16 protein-coding genes are annotated in these 14733 nt (G+C 64.6%); 11 read left to right on the forward strand and 5 right to left on the reverse strand.

Translation table 11 applies throughout. The annotated features are described in order from the left end of the window. Positions 1-35: 35 nt before the first annotated feature. The 3 genes from BSY18_RS02150 (at position 36) to BSY18_RS02160 (ending at position 1719) form a co-directional block, all read left to right on the forward strand. Positions 36-944 (forward strand): SPFH domain-containing protein, encoded by a 909-nt coding sequence (locus BSY18_RS02150; RefSeq protein ID WP_069051639.1) that lies wholly within the window; start codon positions 36-38, stop codon positions 942-944. 8 nt (positions 945-952) lie between these two features. Then, a complete protein-coding gene (locus tag BSY18_RS02155) occupies positions 953-1159 on the forward strand; it encodes a hypothetical protein (protein ID WP_054134498.1) in 207 nt (68 codons plus the stop codon). Between the two features lie 302 nt (positions 1160-1461). Continuing rightward, complete coding sequence (locus BSY18_RS02160) at positions 1462-1719, forward strand: hypothetical protein (RefSeq protein ID WP_054134497.1); 258 nt, start codon at positions 1462-1464, stop codon at positions 1717-1719. A 35-nt stretch (positions 1720-1754) separates the two neighbouring features. On the opposite strand, the gene BSY18_RS02165 is transcribed toward BSY18_RS02160, so the two are convergent. Then, positions 1755-2348 carry a nitroreductase family protein gene (locus BSY18_RS02165; RefSeq protein WP_054134496.1) on the reverse strand — a complete coding sequence of 198 codons (594 nt, stop codon included), beginning with the start codon at positions 2346-2348 and terminating at the stop codon, positions 1755-1757. A 153-nt stretch (positions 2349-2501) separates the two neighbouring features. On the opposite strand from BSY18_RS02165, the gene BSY18_RS02170 reads away from it, so the two are divergent. Genes BSY18_RS02170 through BSY18_RS02185 form a run of 4 tightly spaced genes read left to right on the forward strand, consistent with a single transcriptional unit; the run spans position 2502 to position 7603 of the window. After that, positions 2502-4085, forward strand: a complete 1584-nt coding sequence (locus tag BSY18_RS02170; protein WP_069049503.1) for a peptide MFS transporter — start codon at positions 2502-2504, stop codon at positions 4083-4085. Positions 4086-4129: 44 nt separating this feature from the next. Further along, on the forward strand, positions 4130-5548 hold the full coding sequence (locus BSY18_RS02175; protein WP_069049504.1) for an amidohydrolase: 1419 nt from the start codon (positions 4130-4132) through the stop codon (positions 5546-5548). 8 nt (positions 5549-5556) lie between these two features. Then, complete coding sequence (locus BSY18_RS02180; protein WP_069051640.1) at positions 5557-6864, forward strand: amidohydrolase family protein; 1308 nt, start codon at positions 5557-5559, stop codon at positions 6862-6864. A 58-nt stretch (positions 6865-6922) separates the two neighbouring features. Beyond that, a complete protein-coding gene (locus BSY18_RS02185; protein WP_069049505.1) occupies positions 6923-7603 on the forward strand; it encodes an NnrU family protein in 681 nt (226 codons plus the stop codon). Positions 7604-7649: 46 nt separating this feature from the next. Here the strand turns inward: BSY18_RS02185 and BSY18_RS02190 are convergent, their stop codons facing one another. Then, positions 7650-8639, reverse strand: a complete 990-nt coding sequence (locus tag BSY18_RS02190; protein WP_069049506.1) for an aldo/keto reductase — start codon at positions 8637-8639, stop codon at positions 7650-7652. Continuing rightward, positions 8636-9856 (reverse strand): dicarboxylate/amino acid:cation symporter, encoded by a 1221-nt coding sequence (locus tag BSY18_RS02195; protein WP_054134490.1) that lies wholly within the window; start codon positions 9854-9856, stop codon positions 8636-8638. The genes BSY18_RS02190 and BSY18_RS02195 overlap by 4 nt, the downstream gene beginning before the upstream one ends. A gap of 154 nt (positions 9857-10010) precedes the next feature. Between BSY18_RS02195 and glmM the strand changes: the two genes are divergently transcribed. The 4 genes from glmM (at position 10011) to BSY18_RS02215 (ending at position 13494) form a co-directional block, all read left to right on the forward strand. Next, positions 10011-11354 (forward strand): phosphoglucosamine mutase, encoded by a 1344-nt coding sequence (gene glmM, locus BSY18_RS02200; protein WP_054134489.1) that lies wholly within the window; start codon positions 10011-10013, stop codon positions 11352-11354. Beyond that, positions 11354-11584 (forward strand): DUF1272 domain-containing protein, encoded by a 231-nt coding sequence (locus tag BSY18_RS02205; protein ID WP_054134488.1) that lies wholly within the window; start codon positions 11354-11356, stop codon positions 11582-11584. Before glmM ends, BSY18_RS02205 begins: the two co-directional genes overlap by 1 nt. Beyond that, complete coding sequence (gene thiD / locus BSY18_RS02210) at positions 11577-12758, forward strand: bifunctional hydroxymethylpyrimidine kinase/phosphomethylpyrimidine kinase (protein ID WP_069049507.1); 1182 nt, start codon at positions 11577-11579, stop codon at positions 12756-12758. The genes BSY18_RS02205 and thiD overlap by 8 nt, the downstream gene beginning before the upstream one ends. 112 nt (positions 12759-12870) lie before the next feature. Continuing rightward, positions 12871-13494: a superoxide dismutase gene (locus tag BSY18_RS02215; RefSeq protein ID WP_069049508.1), complete on the forward strand. Its 624-nt coding sequence runs from the start codon at positions 12871-12873 to the stop codon at positions 13492-13494. 97 nt (positions 13495-13591) lie between these two features. On the opposite strand, the gene BSY18_RS02220 is transcribed toward BSY18_RS02215, so the two are convergent. After that, a complete protein-coding gene (locus tag BSY18_RS02220) occupies positions 13592-14230 on the reverse strand; it encodes a hypothetical protein (RefSeq protein ID WP_150126185.1) in 639 nt (212 codons plus the stop codon). Beyond that, positions 14215-14682 carry a hypothetical protein gene (locus BSY18_RS02225; RefSeq protein ID WP_150126186.1) on the reverse strand — a complete coding sequence of 156 codons (468 nt, stop codon included), beginning with the start codon at positions 14680-14682 and terminating at the stop codon, positions 14215-14217. Before BSY18_RS02225 ends, BSY18_RS02220 begins: the two co-directional genes overlap by 16 nt. Between the last annotated feature and the right edge of the window lie 51 nt (positions 14683-14733).

The following is a 14733-nucleotide window of genomic DNA, read 5'->3' on the forward strand; positions in this document are numbered from 1 at the left end:
ATATCATGATTTTGAATCATTTGGGAGATGTGATCATGCAGGACACGGGATTGGGCAACGGCGGCGGCGCAGCCATGGTGGCGAGCAGCGAGCGTTCGGCCAGCACGTTCAACGGCTATGTCTTTCTGCTCCTCCTGCTGGCAACCATCGCGCTGCCGGTGGCCGGTTTCGGCATGGTGGCAGAAGGCGATCCGCAAGGGGTGGCGGTGATCATCGGCTGCGGCCTGGCGTTCATGTTCATCATCAGCGGCTTCTACATGCTCAACCCCAATGAGGCTGCGGCGATCCAGTTGTTCGGCAGCTACAAGGGCACCGATCGCAACACTGGTCTGCGCTGGCGCTGGCCGTGGCTCAGCCGCAAGAAGATCTCGGTTCGGGTCCACAACGTCACCTCGGAAAAGGTCAAGGTCAACGATCTGCGCGGTAACCCGATCGAGATCGCCACCAACGTCGTGTGGCGCGTGGCCGACACATCGAAGGCGCTGTTCGATGTCGAAAACTATCAGGAGTTCGTCGACATCCAGATCGAAAGCGCTGTGCGGGTGATCGGTGCGCGCTACCCATACGACGACTTCAATGTCGATGAGGTGACGCTGCGCGGCGATGCCGAAGAGGTCAGCCACGAGCTCGAGGTGCAGCTGCAGGAGCGCGTCGCTGCCGCTGGTGTGCAGATCGACGAATGCCGGCTGACGCATCTGGCCTATGCGCCCGAGATCGCGCAGTCGATGCTGCGGCGCCAGCAGGCCGAGGCGGTGATCGCTGCGCGTTCAAGGCTGGTCGAGGGCGCGGTCACGATGGTCGAGCATGCGCTGACGATGCTGAGCGAGAAAAACGTGGTCGAGCTGGACGACGAGCGCAAGGCGGCGATGGTATCCAACCTGATGGTGGTGCTGTGCAGCGAGCGCGATACCCAGCCGGTGGTCAATGCCGGGTCGCTCTATTGAGCCGATCCATGGCAGCTCCTCCAAAGAAGTCCTTTGCCCTGCGCCTCGAGCCGTCGCTGTACGACGCGCTCGAGCGCGCAGCGGCGCATGAGTTCCGCAGCGTGAATGCCGAGATCGAGGTGCTGCTGCGCGAGGCGCTCGCACGGCGGGGGATCAAGGTTGCGGCACCGCAGCAAAGGCCAAGGGGCAGGCCACCCAGGCAGGACCCGGAATGATACGACGCTGGCTTGCTGTTCAGTTCAGCTACGCACCGACCGATGGCGACATCGAGCTGCGACGCGCAACTATGTCGGGCACGATCTGGCTGAACTGACGCACAGCGAGGACCTCATCGCGCGCAAGGTCGATGCAGACGCGAACACCGGCATCCTCGGCATGCTCGAACGATACCTCGCGTCTCCCGCCGCAGACTGCTACGGTGCGCTTTCAGGTTCGCCCAGATCCGCATCGATACCGCGCGTAGCTGCGCCCGTCGCCGCCTGAAGGTCGGCACCAGCAACACCAAGGAGGGCACAGTGTGCGCGTCACCGAGAAATTCTGCCGTGAGCAGGAAAGCCTGCAGATCGCCAAGGCTGCCAACGAAACTCTGAAGAACCGCAAGGATATCGCGCTGGGCGCCGCCAAGGCGTGGGACGCCGCTGCGCAGCTGGCGCACAAGCAGGAATCCAAGCTGGAACCGCTCGACAAGCTCGATGCGGAAATCACCCGCGAATTCGCCGAAGAGGAGGCAGCAGGGATCGATCTGAGCGAGCCGCCCGAGGGCGACGAGGTCTGATCAGGCTTGGGGGGCGCCCGGTTGGCGAAGGTGCGTCAGGTCGTGCCGGGCTGCCAGGTGCTGAACACCGCGTCGAGATCCGGCCGTGGCCGCTCCTCGAGCGGCTGGCCCGCGGTGCCGATGAACACGAAGCCCGCAATCTGCTCGGGCGCCGCGCCGAACTGGTCGCGCACCGCCGCGTTGTAGCTTGGCCAGCCGGTGATCCACCCGCCGACAAAGCCCTGCGCATGGATCGCGTGCAGCAGGTTCATCACGAATGCCCCGACTGAAAGCTGCTGCTCCCAGAGCGGGATCTTGCTTGATTCGCGCGGGGAATAAAGCACCACCAGCATTTCGGGCGCGAGCCGCGCGAGAGTCTCCATCGCCTCGATCTCGAGCCGTCCGGCTTCGGGCTTTTCGGCGCGATAGGCGGAGGTCAGCAACTCGGCGAGCCGATCGCGCTGGTCGCCCGCCACATGCACCACCCGCCAGGGGTTCAGCTTGCCGTGATCGGGGGTTCGCGATGCGGTCGCGACGATCGACCGAAGCTGCGCGGCATCGGGGCCGGGGGCGACCATGTCGCGCGGGCGCCCCGAGCGGCGGCTGGAAAGATAGGCAGGCAGTGATGAAAGGTCGTTGAACTGGTTCACGTCTGGCTCCGGTCGGCGGCAGGAATGCGGCGGGGTGGTAACAACTGCAACAAGGCGCTTCACAGCCGCGCTTTTTTGTCTAGGTTGGCGCGCATGCTATGGCGGCTCAGGGGGCAGGCCGCCATTATAAAATCGACGGGAGCAATAGCGATTATGGCCAGCGGTTATGCCGTCAGCGGCGATTCCAAGGGCACGTTTCTGGGGCACCCCAAGGGGCTCTATGTGCTGTTCTTCGCAGAAATGTGGGAACGCTTTTCTTATTACGGCATGCGCGCGCTGCTAATTTTCTACCTCACCAAGCACTGGCTGTTCTCGGACGAGAAATCGGGCGTCATCTACGGGGCGTACACCGCTCTCGTGTATATCACCCCGGTGCTGGGGGGCTATCTGGCCGACCGTTACCTCGGCCAGCGCAAGGCGGTGACCTTCGGCGCTGTGCTGCTCACCTTCGGCCATGCGCTGATGGGCTTTGAAGGCACCGGCGGGCAGGACCCCACTTCGCTCAGCATCTTCTGGCTGGCACTGGCGTTCATTATTGTCGGCTCGGGTTTCCTGAAGGCGAACATCTCGGTGATCGTCGGTCAGCTCTATCCGCGCACTGATGTCCGCCGCGACGGCGCGTACACGATCTTCTACATGGGCATCAATCTGGGTGCATTCCTGGGGTCGCTCGCCTGCGGTTATCTGGGCGAAACTTATGGCTGGTCCTATGGCTTCGGCGCTGCCGGCATCGGCATGCTGCTCGGCCTCGTCGTGTTCATCCTGGGCAAGCCCTTGCTGTGCGGTCGCGGCGAATCGCCCGATCCTGCTGCGCTCGCTGCCCCGGTGATGGGCATCAAGAAGGAATGGCTGATCTATGGCGTCGGCATCGCCGCCGTGCTCGGTATCTGGGCGCTGATCCAGTATCAGGATGTCGTCGGCTGGCTGCTGCTGGTCTCTGGTGTCGTGCTGGTCGGCTATGTGCTGATCACTGCGGTCACCAAGCTCGAGCCGCATGACCGCGATCGCATCTTTGCCGCGATGTTCCTGATCCTGGGTTCGATCCTGTTCTGGGCATTGTTTGAACAGGCAGGGTCCTCGCTCAACCTCTATACTGACCGCTATGTCGACCGCGGCGGCGTGCCCGCATCGGTGTTCCAGTCGGTCAACGCGATGTACATCGTGCTGCTAGCGCCGTTCTTCGCGGGCATCTGGACCTGGCTGGGCCGCAAGGGGCTCGAGCCGTCTGCCCCCGCCAAGTTCGGGCTGGCGATGGTCCAGCTGGGCGCGGGCTTCCTGGTTCTGGTGGCGGGCGCTGCGGCAACCGGTGCGGGCGTTCCCACCCCGGTGCTGTTCATCTTCCTCATTTACCTGCTGCACACGACGGGCGAGCTGTGCCTTTCGCCGGTGGGTCTGAGCGCGATGAACCGGCTGGCGCCGGCGCACATGGCCTCGCTTATCATGGGCACCTGGTTCTTCGCCTCGGCCTCGGGCAACTTCGTCGCCGGGCTGATCGCGGCTGCAACCGGTTCGGAAGCGGCGAGCGGTGAAGGTGCGGGCCAGCAGACGGTGCTGGACGTGTATTCGAACATCGGCTGGATCGCGATCGGCGTGGGTGTCGCCGTGATGGTCGTCTCGCCGCTGATCAAGAAGCTGATGCACCTCGATACGCTCAAGGATGTCGAGCCGCTGGCGGGCGAGGCGGAGCTCGCCGAAGCCCAGGCTGCGGGGATCAATCCCGCCACGCGCGGCGCCTGAACTTGAACTGATAAAACCAACCGAACTGCGACAGGGATAACAACATGCGATACGGGTTCACTGCGCCGCTGGCGGCCATATTGGTCGTTGGCTGTGCCAATACGACAACCGCCGAAGCGCCGTCCTCCGCCAGCGGCAGCGCGGCCAAGCCCGCCAAGGTCAGCTTCAACGAGAACCCGTATCCCAGCACCTACAAGGTCTATCCCGGCCAGCCCACCGCGATCCGCAACGTCACCATCTTCGATGGCGAGGGCGGACAGATCGAAAATGGCGTGGTGTTCTTCACCGACGGCAAGATCACCTCGGTGGGCGATGCCAGCACGGCGATCCCCGCCGATGTGATGGTGATCGATGGCACCGGCAAGTTCGTGACCCCGGGCATCATCGATATCCACAGCCATCTGGGCAATTATCCCTCGCCCGGTGTGCAGGCGAATTCGGACGGCAACGAGGTGACCGGGCCGGTAACCGCGGACGTCTGGGCGGAACACAGCGTGTGGCCGCAGGACCCCGGCTTCAGCCGCGCGCTCGCCAATGGCGGCATCACCAGCCTGCAGGTGCTGCCCGGCTCGGCCAACCTGTTCGGCGGCCGCTCGGTCACGCTCAAGAATGTCCCTGCGCGCACCATGCAGGCGATGAAGTTCCCGGGCGCACCCTATGGCCTCAAGATGGCATGCGGCGAGAACCCCAAGCGCGTCTACGGCAGCCGCAACCAGAAGCCCGGCAGCCGCATGGGCAATCTGGCGCTCAACCGCCAGACCTGGGCCCGCGCCGCCGAATACAAGGCGCGCTGGGACGAGTATGAGAAGAAGGGCGGCACCCCGCCTGCGCGCGACATCGGCATGGATACGCTCAAGGGCGCGCTCGAAGGCAAGATCCAGATCCACAACCACTGCTATCGCGCTGATGAAATGGCGATCGTGATCGATATGGCCAAGGAGTTCGGCTACACCGTCTCCACCTTCCACCATGCGGTGGAAAGCTACAAGATCGCCGATTTGCTCAAGGACAACGGCATCTGCTCTGCCGTCTGGGCCGACTGGTGGGGCTTCAAGATGGAATCCTATGACGGCATTCCCGAAAACGCCGCGATCATCCAGAACGCCGGTGCCTGCACCATCATCCACTCGGACGATCAGAACCAGATCCAGCGTTTGAACCAGGAAGCCGCCAAGGCGCTGGGCGACGGACGCCGGATGGGCTTTACCATCTCGGATGCCACTGCAATCAGCTGGCTGACCTACAACCCCGCAAAGGCGATGGGCATCGGTGACAAGACCGGCAGCCTCAAGCCCGGCAAGATGGCCGATGTCGTGCTGTGGAATGCCAACCCGCTTTCGGTCTACGCCAGACCCGAAAAGGTCTGGATCGACGGCGCGATGATGTACGACGCCAATGATCCCAGGCGCCGTCCGGTGAGCGATTTCGAGCTTGGCCAGCCTGGAGAGGGAGACACGAAATGAGCCGCGACATGACCAAGGCGCTTCTGTTCGTCTCCGCCGCCGCCACGCTGTTTGCGGCGCCTGCCGCCGCCCAGACCATCGCGATCACCGGGGGCAAGGTCGTCATCGGTGACGGCAGCGCCCCGATCGAAGGCGGCACCGTCGTGCTGCGCGATGGCAAGGTCGTCGCAGCTGGCGCGGGGGTTGCCGTGCCTGCAGGGGCGCAGGTGGTGGATGCCGCTGGCCGCTGGGTGACACCCGGGCTGTTCGCAGGGTTCAGCCGCATCGGCCTGGTCGAGGTCGAGGCGGTCCGCGAAACCAACGACAGCAGCGCCAACACCGGCGATTTCTCTGCTGCCATCGACGTTGCCCCCGCGATCAACGCCAAGGTTACGCCGATTGCGGTCAACCGCGCTGCGGGCATCACCCGTGCAGTGGTCGCGCCCGAAGCGCCGGCATCGATCTTCGCGGGCATGGGCGCGCTGATCGATCTGGGCGATGATTACAACGCGGTCACCAAGGCGCGCGCTTTTCAGTTCGTCGAATTGGGCGAAACCGGATCGTCCAAGGCAGGCGGCAGCCGGGCCTCGGCGTTCCTGGAATTCCGCAACGGGCTGATCGAGGCGCGTGCGCTGGCCGTCGGCCAGCGCGGCGTTGCAGCGCACCCGCATGACGCGCTGCTCAACCGCCAGGATGCCGCAGCGCTGCTGCCGGTGGTCAATGGCGAAATCCGGTTGCTGGTGCATGTCGAGCGCGCCGCCGACATCCTGAACGTCATCAAACTGCGCGAGGAATTCCCCGCGCTCAAGCTGGTGCTGGTCGGGGTGTCCGAAGGCTGGCTGGTGGCGAACCAGATCGCGGCCGCCGGGGTTCCGGTGATCGCCTCGGCGCTCAACGACCTGCCTTCCGACTTCGAAAAGACCGCAGCAACCCAATCGAACATCGGCCGGATGAAGCAGGCCGGGGTGACGATCGCGATCGGCATGATCGACGACAGCGATGCGCACAAGCTGCATTACTCGCCGCAGTACGCGGGCAATCTGGTGGCGCTGCAGCGCGTGCCGGGGGCAACCGGGCTGAGCTGGGATCAGGCCTTTGCCGCGATCACCTCGGGCCCTGCGCAGGCGATGGGTGTCGATGCGATGCTCGGCAGCCTGAAGCCTGGCCGTCAGGGCGATGTCGTGATCTGGGATGGCGACCCGCTCGAGCTCTCGTCCGCGCCGGTCGCGGTGATGATCGATGGCGTCAGCCAGCCGCTAGGCAACCGCCAGGCCAAGCTGCGCGACCGCTATCGCACCCCGCAGGAAGGGGCGTTGCCCAAGGCCTATGAACGGTAATATGGTGCCATCAGGGACTCGCTGACACAGGGCAGCCGGCGGGCAGGGGAGAGCGTCTATGCAGGGCTATGCGATGCTGTTGGCTGGCGCGATCGGCTTTGTCGGCAGCCACTTTGCGATGTCGCATCCCCTGCGCGCGCCGATGGTGGCACGGCTGGGCGACAAGGGTTTCCAGCTCGCCTATGCCGCCGTCTCGCTGTTGACGCTGTTCCTGATGGTCGAAGGCTTCAAGCGCGCGCCGGTGACCGAGGCCTTCTGGCCCGCCGGCGATGCGCTCTGGGCGGTCAGTACGCTGCTGATGCTGGTCGCCTCAATCCTGTTTGCCGGCTCGCTAATCGGCAACCCTGCGCTGCCGGTGCCCGAAGCTGCGGCCAAGCGGATCGCGGTCAAGGACCCTGCCGGGGTGTTCCGCATCACGCGTCACCCGATGATGTGGGGTTTTGCCTTATGGGGTGTCAGCCATATCCTGGTGGCGCCGCGGATCGATACCTTCATCCTGTGCGGCGCGATCATTGTGCTGGCGCTGGTCGGCGCAAGGCTGCAGGACGCCAAGAAGTTCATCCTGATGGGCGATGCTTGGCTGCACTGGCAGGGCAAGACCAGCTTCGTGCCCTTTGGCCGCGGACTTGCCTTTCCAGGCTGGATCGCACTGATCGGCGGCGTCGCGCTGTGGCTGGGCGCGCAATGGGCGCATATGCCGCTGGGCGTCGGCGCTGCGGGCGTCTTCCGCTGGTGGTAGGCTCCAAGGTGTCGCTCTCGTCCGTTCAGGGGAGAGCGGTGCAGCGTCAGATCCGCACCATCTTCATCCCCACCTCGCCATAGCGGTCGCCGGCGGTGGCATCCCTTGGGGCAGCTGCATCGAGCGCATCGAGATCGGCGGCGCTGAGCTTCACATTCACTGCGGCCATGGAATCCTCCAGCGTCGCGCGGCGCTTGGACCCGGGGATTGGCACCACATCGTCACCCTGCGCGAGCAGCCAGGCGAGCGCGATCTGCGCAGGCGAGACGCTGTGCGCGGCGGCGATGGTCTTGACCGCATCGACGATCACCATGTTGCTGGCGAAATTCTCTTCCGAATAGCGCGGGTCGTTGAGGCGATAATCGCCCTCTGGCAGATCGGACCGCTTGGAAAACTGCCCGGTCAGGAAGCCACGCCCCAGCGGGCTGTAGGGCACGAAGCCGATCCCCAGATCCTGGCACAGCGGCAGGATGTCCTCTTCCACTCCGCGTTCCCACAGCGAATATTCGGACTGCAGCGCGGCAATCGGATGCGTGGCGTGCGCCCGGCGGATATTGTCCGCGCCGGCCTCGGACAGACCCAGGAACCGCACCTTGCCTTCCTCCACCAGCCGCGCCATCGCTCCCACCATTTCCTCGATCGGCACATCGGGATCGACGCGGTGCTGGTAATACAGATCGATGGTGTCGACCCCCAGCCGCTTCAGCGATCCTTCGCAAGCGCGGCGCACGTTCTCGGGGGAGGAGTCGACCCCGGTGACCTTGCCATCTGCAAGGCGGAAACCGAATTTGGTGGCGATGACCAGCCGCTCGCGCCGCCCGCGGATCGCCTGGCCAAGCAGCTCCTCGTTGACATACGGACCGTACACCTCGGCGGTATCGAAGAAGGTAACGCCCAGCTCCATCGCGCGCTCGAGCGTGGCGATGGACTCGCGATGGTCGGCCTTGCCGTACATCGCGGGGCCTATCCCGGCCATCGGCATGCAGCCGAGCCCAAGGGCCGACACTTCCAGTCCGCCGAGCTTGCGATAGATCATTGCGTGTCTCCTTCGGCGCGGGCGATCGTGGTGGTGACCGCCATGTCCATCGTTACGTTGCCCAGCGTGCGCATGATATCGGGAAACACCTCGATCGCCAACAGAAGCGCCAGCGGCTCGATCGGCACGCCCATCGCAAAGCAGATGGGTGTGATCGAACCGATGAAGCTGATCGATCCGGGAAGCGAGACCGATCCCATGGTGGTGATCGCTGCCGCAGCCAGTCCCGCCAGCAAAGCCACCGGGCCAAGCTCGACCCCCATCAGATGCGCGACATAGATCGCCACTGCCATGTTCATCGCGGGGCCGGTGGCGCGAAAAAGCGCGACCGCGATCGGCAGCACGACGTCCGAAGTCCGCTCGCCCGCGCCAAGGTTGCGGACGCCCGTCAGCATGGCGGGCAGCGAGGCAAGCGAGGATTGAGTGGAAATTGCCACCGCCTGTGCCGGGATCGACGCCCGGAGGAACGCCAGTGGACCGATCCGCCCGCCGACTGCCGCAATCACAAAGGCCGTGATCCACACCACCGATCCGACCGCTACGACGGTCAGGACATAATGGCCCAGCGCGCCAAAGGCGGCACCGCCCGCACGCGACCCGACCACCAGACCCAGCGCGAACACGCCGATCGGGGCGAGGGTCAACACCCAGCCGATCAGGATGATCATCGCATCGCCGATGGCTCCGAAAAACCCCTGCATCGGGCGGCGCTCGTCTTCCGGCAACCGGGTCAGGGCGAAAGCGAAGGCCAGTGTGAAGACGATCAGCGGCAGGATGGCGTCATTCGCGGCCGCGGCAATCGGATTGGTTGGTATCAGCGCGCGCAGAAAATCGGTAAACGGTGGGACTTCGCCGGTGGGCTCGGCATTGGCCAGCGCGCCCTGCAGCGCCGCGCGGGCGGCCTCGGGCAAAGGAAACGTACCAAGCAGCGCGGGGGTGACCAATGTGGCCATCGCTGCTGAAAGCCAGAGAAGTACGATCATCGTGGTGATGGTGCGGACCGTCAGCCGGCCTGCGGTCGCCATCTGGGCCGTGCGCAGGATACCGGTGATCAGCAGCGCTACAACCAGCGGAACGACGGTCATTTGTAGTCCGCGCAGCCACAGCGATCCGATCAGGTCGGCGACCTCGATGGCACCCGGCGCGCCGTTGCCGATCGCGATGCCCAATGCGATGCCGATGATGAGGGCACCCAGCACCAGCAATGTCTTCAGCATTCAAAAGCCCCTGTCTCGGTCCCATCCTGCCCAGTGAAGCAAGGATTTTGCATGTTTTTTTACGACCTTGTGCCACCATAGATGCACGCGGATGGCTGGCAAGCGGCAACGCAATCGGTTACGTGCCATACGCTGCAAACGGAGAAAAGCATTCGTGACACGCAAGTTTTTCGGGACCGATGGAATCCGCGGCCGCACCAACAGCGGTTTCATGACCGCGGCGATGGCGATGGCGGTGGGCCAGGCGGCAGGCGCGCACTTTCTGCGGGGCACGCACAAGCACAGGGTCGTGATCGGCAAGGACACCCGCCTTTCGGGCTACATGATGGAGAACGCGCTCGTCGCAGGCTTCACCAGCGTGGGCATGGACGTGGTGCTGGTCGGACCGATGCCGACCCCGGCGGTCGCGATGCTCACCCGTTCGATGCGCGCGGATCTTGGCGTGATGATCTCCGCCAGCCACAACCCGTTCCAGGACAACGGAATCAAGCTGTTCGGCCCCGATGGCTTCAAGCTTTCGGATGAGGACGAACTGCGCATCGAGGCGTTGCTGGACGCAGGCGACCCCAAGCTGGCCGAGTCCGAGGCCATCGGCCGTGCCCGCCGGATCGAGGATGCGCGCGGGCGCTATATCCATGCGGTCAAGGAATCGCTTCCTGATCGGGTGAGGCTCGATGGCCTCAAGATCGTGGTCGATTGCGCCAATGGTGCAGCCTATCAGGTTGCTCCCTCGGCCTTCTGGGAACTGGGCGCGGAGGTGGTGGCCATCGGCGTGACCCCCAACGGCCTCAACATCAACGACCGGGTCGGTTCCACCCATGTCGAGACGCTGCAGGAGCGCGTCGTCGCATCGGGCGCGGACATCGGAATTGCGCTGGATGGCGATGCCGACCGGCTGATCGTGGTCGACGAACAGGGCAAGGTCGTCGACGGCGACCAGATCATGGCGCTGATCGGTGCCAGCTGGGCGCGGCAGGGTCGGCTGCGCGGCGGGGGCGTGGTCGCGACGGTGATGTCGAACCTGGGGCTGGAGCGGTACCTGCAGGCGCAGGGGCTCGAGCTGATCCGCACCAAGGTGGGGGACCGCTACGTGCTGGGCGCGATGCGGGCAGGCGGCTACAATGTCGGCGGCGAGCAATCGGGCCACATGATCCTGCTGGACCACGCGACAACCGGCGACGGCACGGTCGCTGCGCTGCAGGTGCTGGCCGAGCTGGTGCGCGAAGGCAAGCCTGCGAGCGAACTGTTGCATGTGTTCGATCCGGTGCCGCAGCTGCTCAAGAATGTCCGCTTTGCCGGTGGCAAGCCGCTGGACAATCCGCGCGTGCAGGCGGTCATCGCGGAAGCCGAAGACGAACTGCGCGGACGCGGGCGACTGGTCATCCGTCCTTCGGGGACCGAACCTGTGATCCGCGTGATGGCCGAGGGCGATGACGCCGCGCAGGTCGAGGCGGTGGTGGACCGCATCTGCGCTGTGGTGGCGGAGGTGACCGCCTGATGCTGGAGATGCGTCCCGATTGCGAACGCTGCGGCGCGGACACCCCCGCCGATGCTCCCGGCGCGTTCATCTGTTCGTTCGAGTGCACCTTCTGCGCCGAATGCAGCGAGGCGCTTGACGACATCTGCCCCAATTGCGGCGGCGAACTGGTCGACCGCCCGGTGCGCGCGAAGAAATTGCTCGCCAAGTTTCCGGGATCGACCGCGCGGAAGTTCACGCAGCATGGCTGAGCGACCTGCCCGCATCCTGACGATCGCAGGTTCCGATTCCGGGGGCGGCGCGGGCATTCAGGCGGACATCAAGACCATTACCATGCTGGGCGGGCACGCGATGACCGCGATCACCGCGATCACCGCGCAGAACTCGGGCGGGGTCGATGCGGTGCAGGTGCTGGGCGCCGATATGGTGATCGCACAGATCGATGCGGTGGCGCGCGATTTCGGGCTCGATGCGATCAAGATCGGCATGCTGGGCTCGCCCGAGATTGCCGAAGCGCTGGCGGACTGGCTTTCGTCATTCCCGCACAAGCGGGATTCCCGCGTTCGCGGGAATGACGAGGCCCCTGTCATATTCGATCCCGTCATGATCGCCTCGAGCGGCGCGGTGCTCGCTGACGAGGCCACCATCGCCGCGTTCAAGCGCCTGATGGGCTGCGCGACGCTCGTCACCCCCAATCTGCCCGAACTCGGCGCGCTGGGCGGCGAGGCGGCGGTGCTGGAGCTGGCGCCCGCTCTGCTGATCAAGGGCGGCCATGCGAGCGGCGAGACGGTAACCGACCGGCTGGTGACCCGCGAGGGAGAGATCGCCCGCTGGGACGATCCGCGCATCGACAGCCCGCACACCCACGGCACCGGCTGCACGCTGTCGAGTGCCATCGCGACATTGCTGGGGCAGGGGCTTGCGCTGGAGCAGGCGGTGGAGCGTGCTCGGCTGTTCGTCCGGCTGGCGCTGCGCGACGCACCCGCGCTGGTTGCGGTCAATGGACCGATGGGCCACCAGTACGTGCGCAACGATGCGCTGGCACCCGGCTGGAACCTCAACCAGATCACCCTTGGCGCGACGGACTACGCCGCTTCTGTCACCTTCTACCGCGCGCTGGGGCTGGTTCAGATCGTCGACAGCCCTGACAATGGCTATGCCCGGTTCGAGGCAGGCAATGGTGCAACGCTCTCGATCCATGTCGGCGAAGCTGGAGGCGGGGCAATGGCGTATCTCGAATGCGCGGATCTCGACGCGCGCGTCTTGGCGCTCGCATCGGAAGGGTTTGCGATCGACCAGATGCCGCGCGACGAGAGCTGGGGCTGGCGCGAGGCAAGGCTGTGCGACCCGGCGGGCAATGTCCTGTGCCTCTATTTCGGTGGCGAGAACCGGCGCTATCCGCCCTGGCGCATCGCAACCGAATGAGGCGCACCCCGTAATTGCTGCTAGCGCCCACGCTTTGGCCCTTTACCCGCACCGGCAATTGCCCATATGCGTTGCGGCAAGCGTTCCAACCTTCCCAAACAGGAGATGACCCATGGCTTTCGTCCTTCCCCCGCTTCCCTTCGACAAGACCGCTTTCGGCGACGTGATGTCGGCTGAAACCTTCGACTATCACCACGGCAAGCACCACAACGCCTATGTCGGCAAGGCGAACGACATGGTGAAGGGCACGGACCTCGAAGGCGCGAGCCTCTCCAAGGTCATCGTCGCCGCCAAGGACAAGGGCAACAAGGGCCTGTTCAACAACGCCGCGCAGATCTGGAACCACACCTTCTTCTGGCATTGCCTCAGCCCCGAAGCGCAGACCATCCCCAGCTCGCTCGAAGAGCGCATCAACGCTGATTTCGGATCGGTCGCTGACCTGAAGGAAAAGCTCAAGGCAGAAGCCATCGGCCATTTCGGCAGCGGCTGGGCATGGCTGGTGCTCAACGGCGACAAGCTGGAAATCACCTCGCTGCACGACGCGGACTCGCCGGTCGCGCACGAAGGCATGAAGCCGCTGCTGACGCTCGATGTGTGGGAACACGCCTACTACATCGACTACCGCAACGCGCGCCCGGATTACCTGAGCACCGTGCTCGACAAGGCAATCAACTGGGAATTCGTGGCTCAGAACCTCGACGGCAACGGCACCGCCCGGGCTGATCAGGAAGGTTGACCACCTTATGGCTGCTCCCGGCTTTCCGGCATTGGCGGGAAGCTGGGGGCAGCGATGCTTGCAGGCGAGAACGTCGGGTCGCATTCAAGCCCTGATTTCAGGGGCGGGTATCTGGAACCGCATAGGCGACAAATTCGTCGCCGAGGCATTGGAAAGTCGCCCCGTTGCTGGGCTGCCAGGCAGCCAGCTGCGCTACTAAGTCGGGATAGGCTGCGGCAAATTGCTGGCGTGTCGATTCTAGGTCCGATGAGTAGCGCATGGCATTGCGCCGTCCTCCGTCCGCCATCTTCTCTAGCGCCAGCATCTCGAAATCGCCGATATAGGTGATCGCACCCGGTTTCAATTTGAAGCGCGGTGCGCCGAAGCAGAAGACATCGGTATAGGTCAAGTTGAACGTGCGCCCTGCCAGCACGTAGTCGCCCGCCGGAACGATCGCGACGCGCAGCGCCTTCCCGCCCTTCTTACCGCCGAACACCGTATAGCTATAGGTGATCTTCGTGCCGATGGGCTGACCCTGCGCGTCCACTGCCACCTTGCCGGTGACCGGGTCGTAGCGGTAGAACAGGATGCGGTTATCGCCAGCCATGCCCGGTGCATGGGGGCGCAGCACGATCATGGCCTCGCTGGATCCGGGCAAAGGGCGTTCAGGCTTCTTGAGATCCACCTGCTCGGTCAGTTGCGCCATGGCCGGAGTGGTTAGCGCAAGGCTGAGCAGGGCAATCAGTTCTTTTGCCATAGCGCCGGCTCCGCATAATCATTGTGCCAGGTGCGCAGCAGACTGCCGCGCGTCGGCTTGTCAGCGCCGACCAGAACGGCGAGCTGCGCGCTGCGCTCTGTCTCTGGCATGGCTTTCCACGCCCGGCCTTCCTCGCGCGTCATCGCATAGAGGTTCCAGCCCCGGATCAGCATGCAGTTTTCCGTGTTGATCCGCTTCTGTTCGCCATCGGCCAGTGCACCGCCGAAGACTGCGGCGAGGCCGCCCGCCAGGACATCTATGGTGTTGATTTGGGATTCGGCGCCCCTCGCCAGCTTCCGACAGCTATCCATCTCGCGGGTCGCAAGTTCGGCAGTTGCTCCGGGCTTGTTGAAGAAACTGCCGTTGCCACGATCGATTTTCGGCGCTGCCCATCCCGGGGCCGGGGCACAAACAGCCAACAGGGCTGCGAGCATACAAAGGTTCTTGGCCATCCTCATCATTCCAGCATGATCGCATCGCGCCGATTACGGACCGGCGTGCGA

The sequence above is a fragment of the Blastomonas sp. RAC04 genome (genome assembly GCF_001713435.1).
GTDB classification, from domain to species: Bacteria; Pseudomonadota; Alphaproteobacteria; order Sphingomonadales; family Sphingomonadaceae; genus Blastomonas; species Blastomonas fulva.

Excerpts from the sequence above, each read along its gene's own strand:
- BSY18_RS02170 (WP_069049503.1), top strand. The coding sequence starts at position 2,502 with ATGGCCAGCGGTTATGCCGTCAGCGGCGATTCCAAGGGCACGTTTCTG.
- BSY18_RS02215 (WP_069049508.1), top strand. The coding sequence starts at position 12,871 with ATGGCTTTCGTCCTTCCCCCGCTTCCCTTCGACAAGACCGCTTTCGGC.
- BSY18_RS02190 (WP_069049506.1), bottom strand. The coding sequence starts at position 8,639 with ATGATCTATCGCAAGCTCGGCGGACTGGAAGTGTCGGCCCTTGGGCTC.
- BSY18_RS02205 (WP_054134488.1), top strand. The coding sequence starts at position 11,354 with ATGCTGGAGATGCGTCCCGATTGCGAACGCTGCGGCGCGGACACCCCC.
- BSY18_RS02180 (WP_069051640.1), top strand. The coding sequence starts at position 5,557 with ATGACCAAGGCGCTTCTGTTCGTCTCCGCCGCCGCCACGCTGTTTGCG.
- BSY18_RS02185 (WP_069049505.1), top strand. The coding sequence starts at position 6,923 with ATGCAGGGCTATGCGATGCTGTTGGCTGGCGCGATCGGCTTTGTCGGC.
- BSY18_RS02220 (WP_150126185.1), bottom strand. The coding sequence starts at position 14,230 with ATGGCAAAAGAACTGATTGCCCTGCTCAGCCTTGCGCTAACCACTCCG.
- BSY18_RS02195 (WP_054134490.1), bottom strand. The coding sequence starts at position 9,856 with ATGCTGAAGACATTGCTGGTGCTGGGTGCCCTCATCATCGGCATCGCA.
- thiD (WP_069049507.1), top strand. The coding sequence starts at position 11,577 with ATGGCTGAGCGACCTGCCCGCATCCTGACGATCGCAGGTTCCGATTCC.
- BSY18_RS02225 (WP_150126186.1), bottom strand. The coding sequence starts at position 14,682 with ATGGCCAAGAACCTTTGTATGCTCGCAGCCCTGTTGGCTGTTTGTGCC.
- BSY18_RS02155 (WP_054134498.1), top strand. The coding sequence starts at position 953 with ATGGCAGCTCCTCCAAAGAAGTCCTTTGCCCTGCGCCTCGAGCCGTCG.
- BSY18_RS02175 (WP_069049504.1), top strand. The coding sequence starts at position 4,130 with ATGCGATACGGGTTCACTGCGCCGCTGGCGGCCATATTGGTCGTTGGC.
- BSY18_RS02150 (WP_069051639.1), top strand. The coding sequence starts at position 36 with ATGCAGGACACGGGATTGGGCAACGGCGGCGGCGCAGCCATGGTGGCG.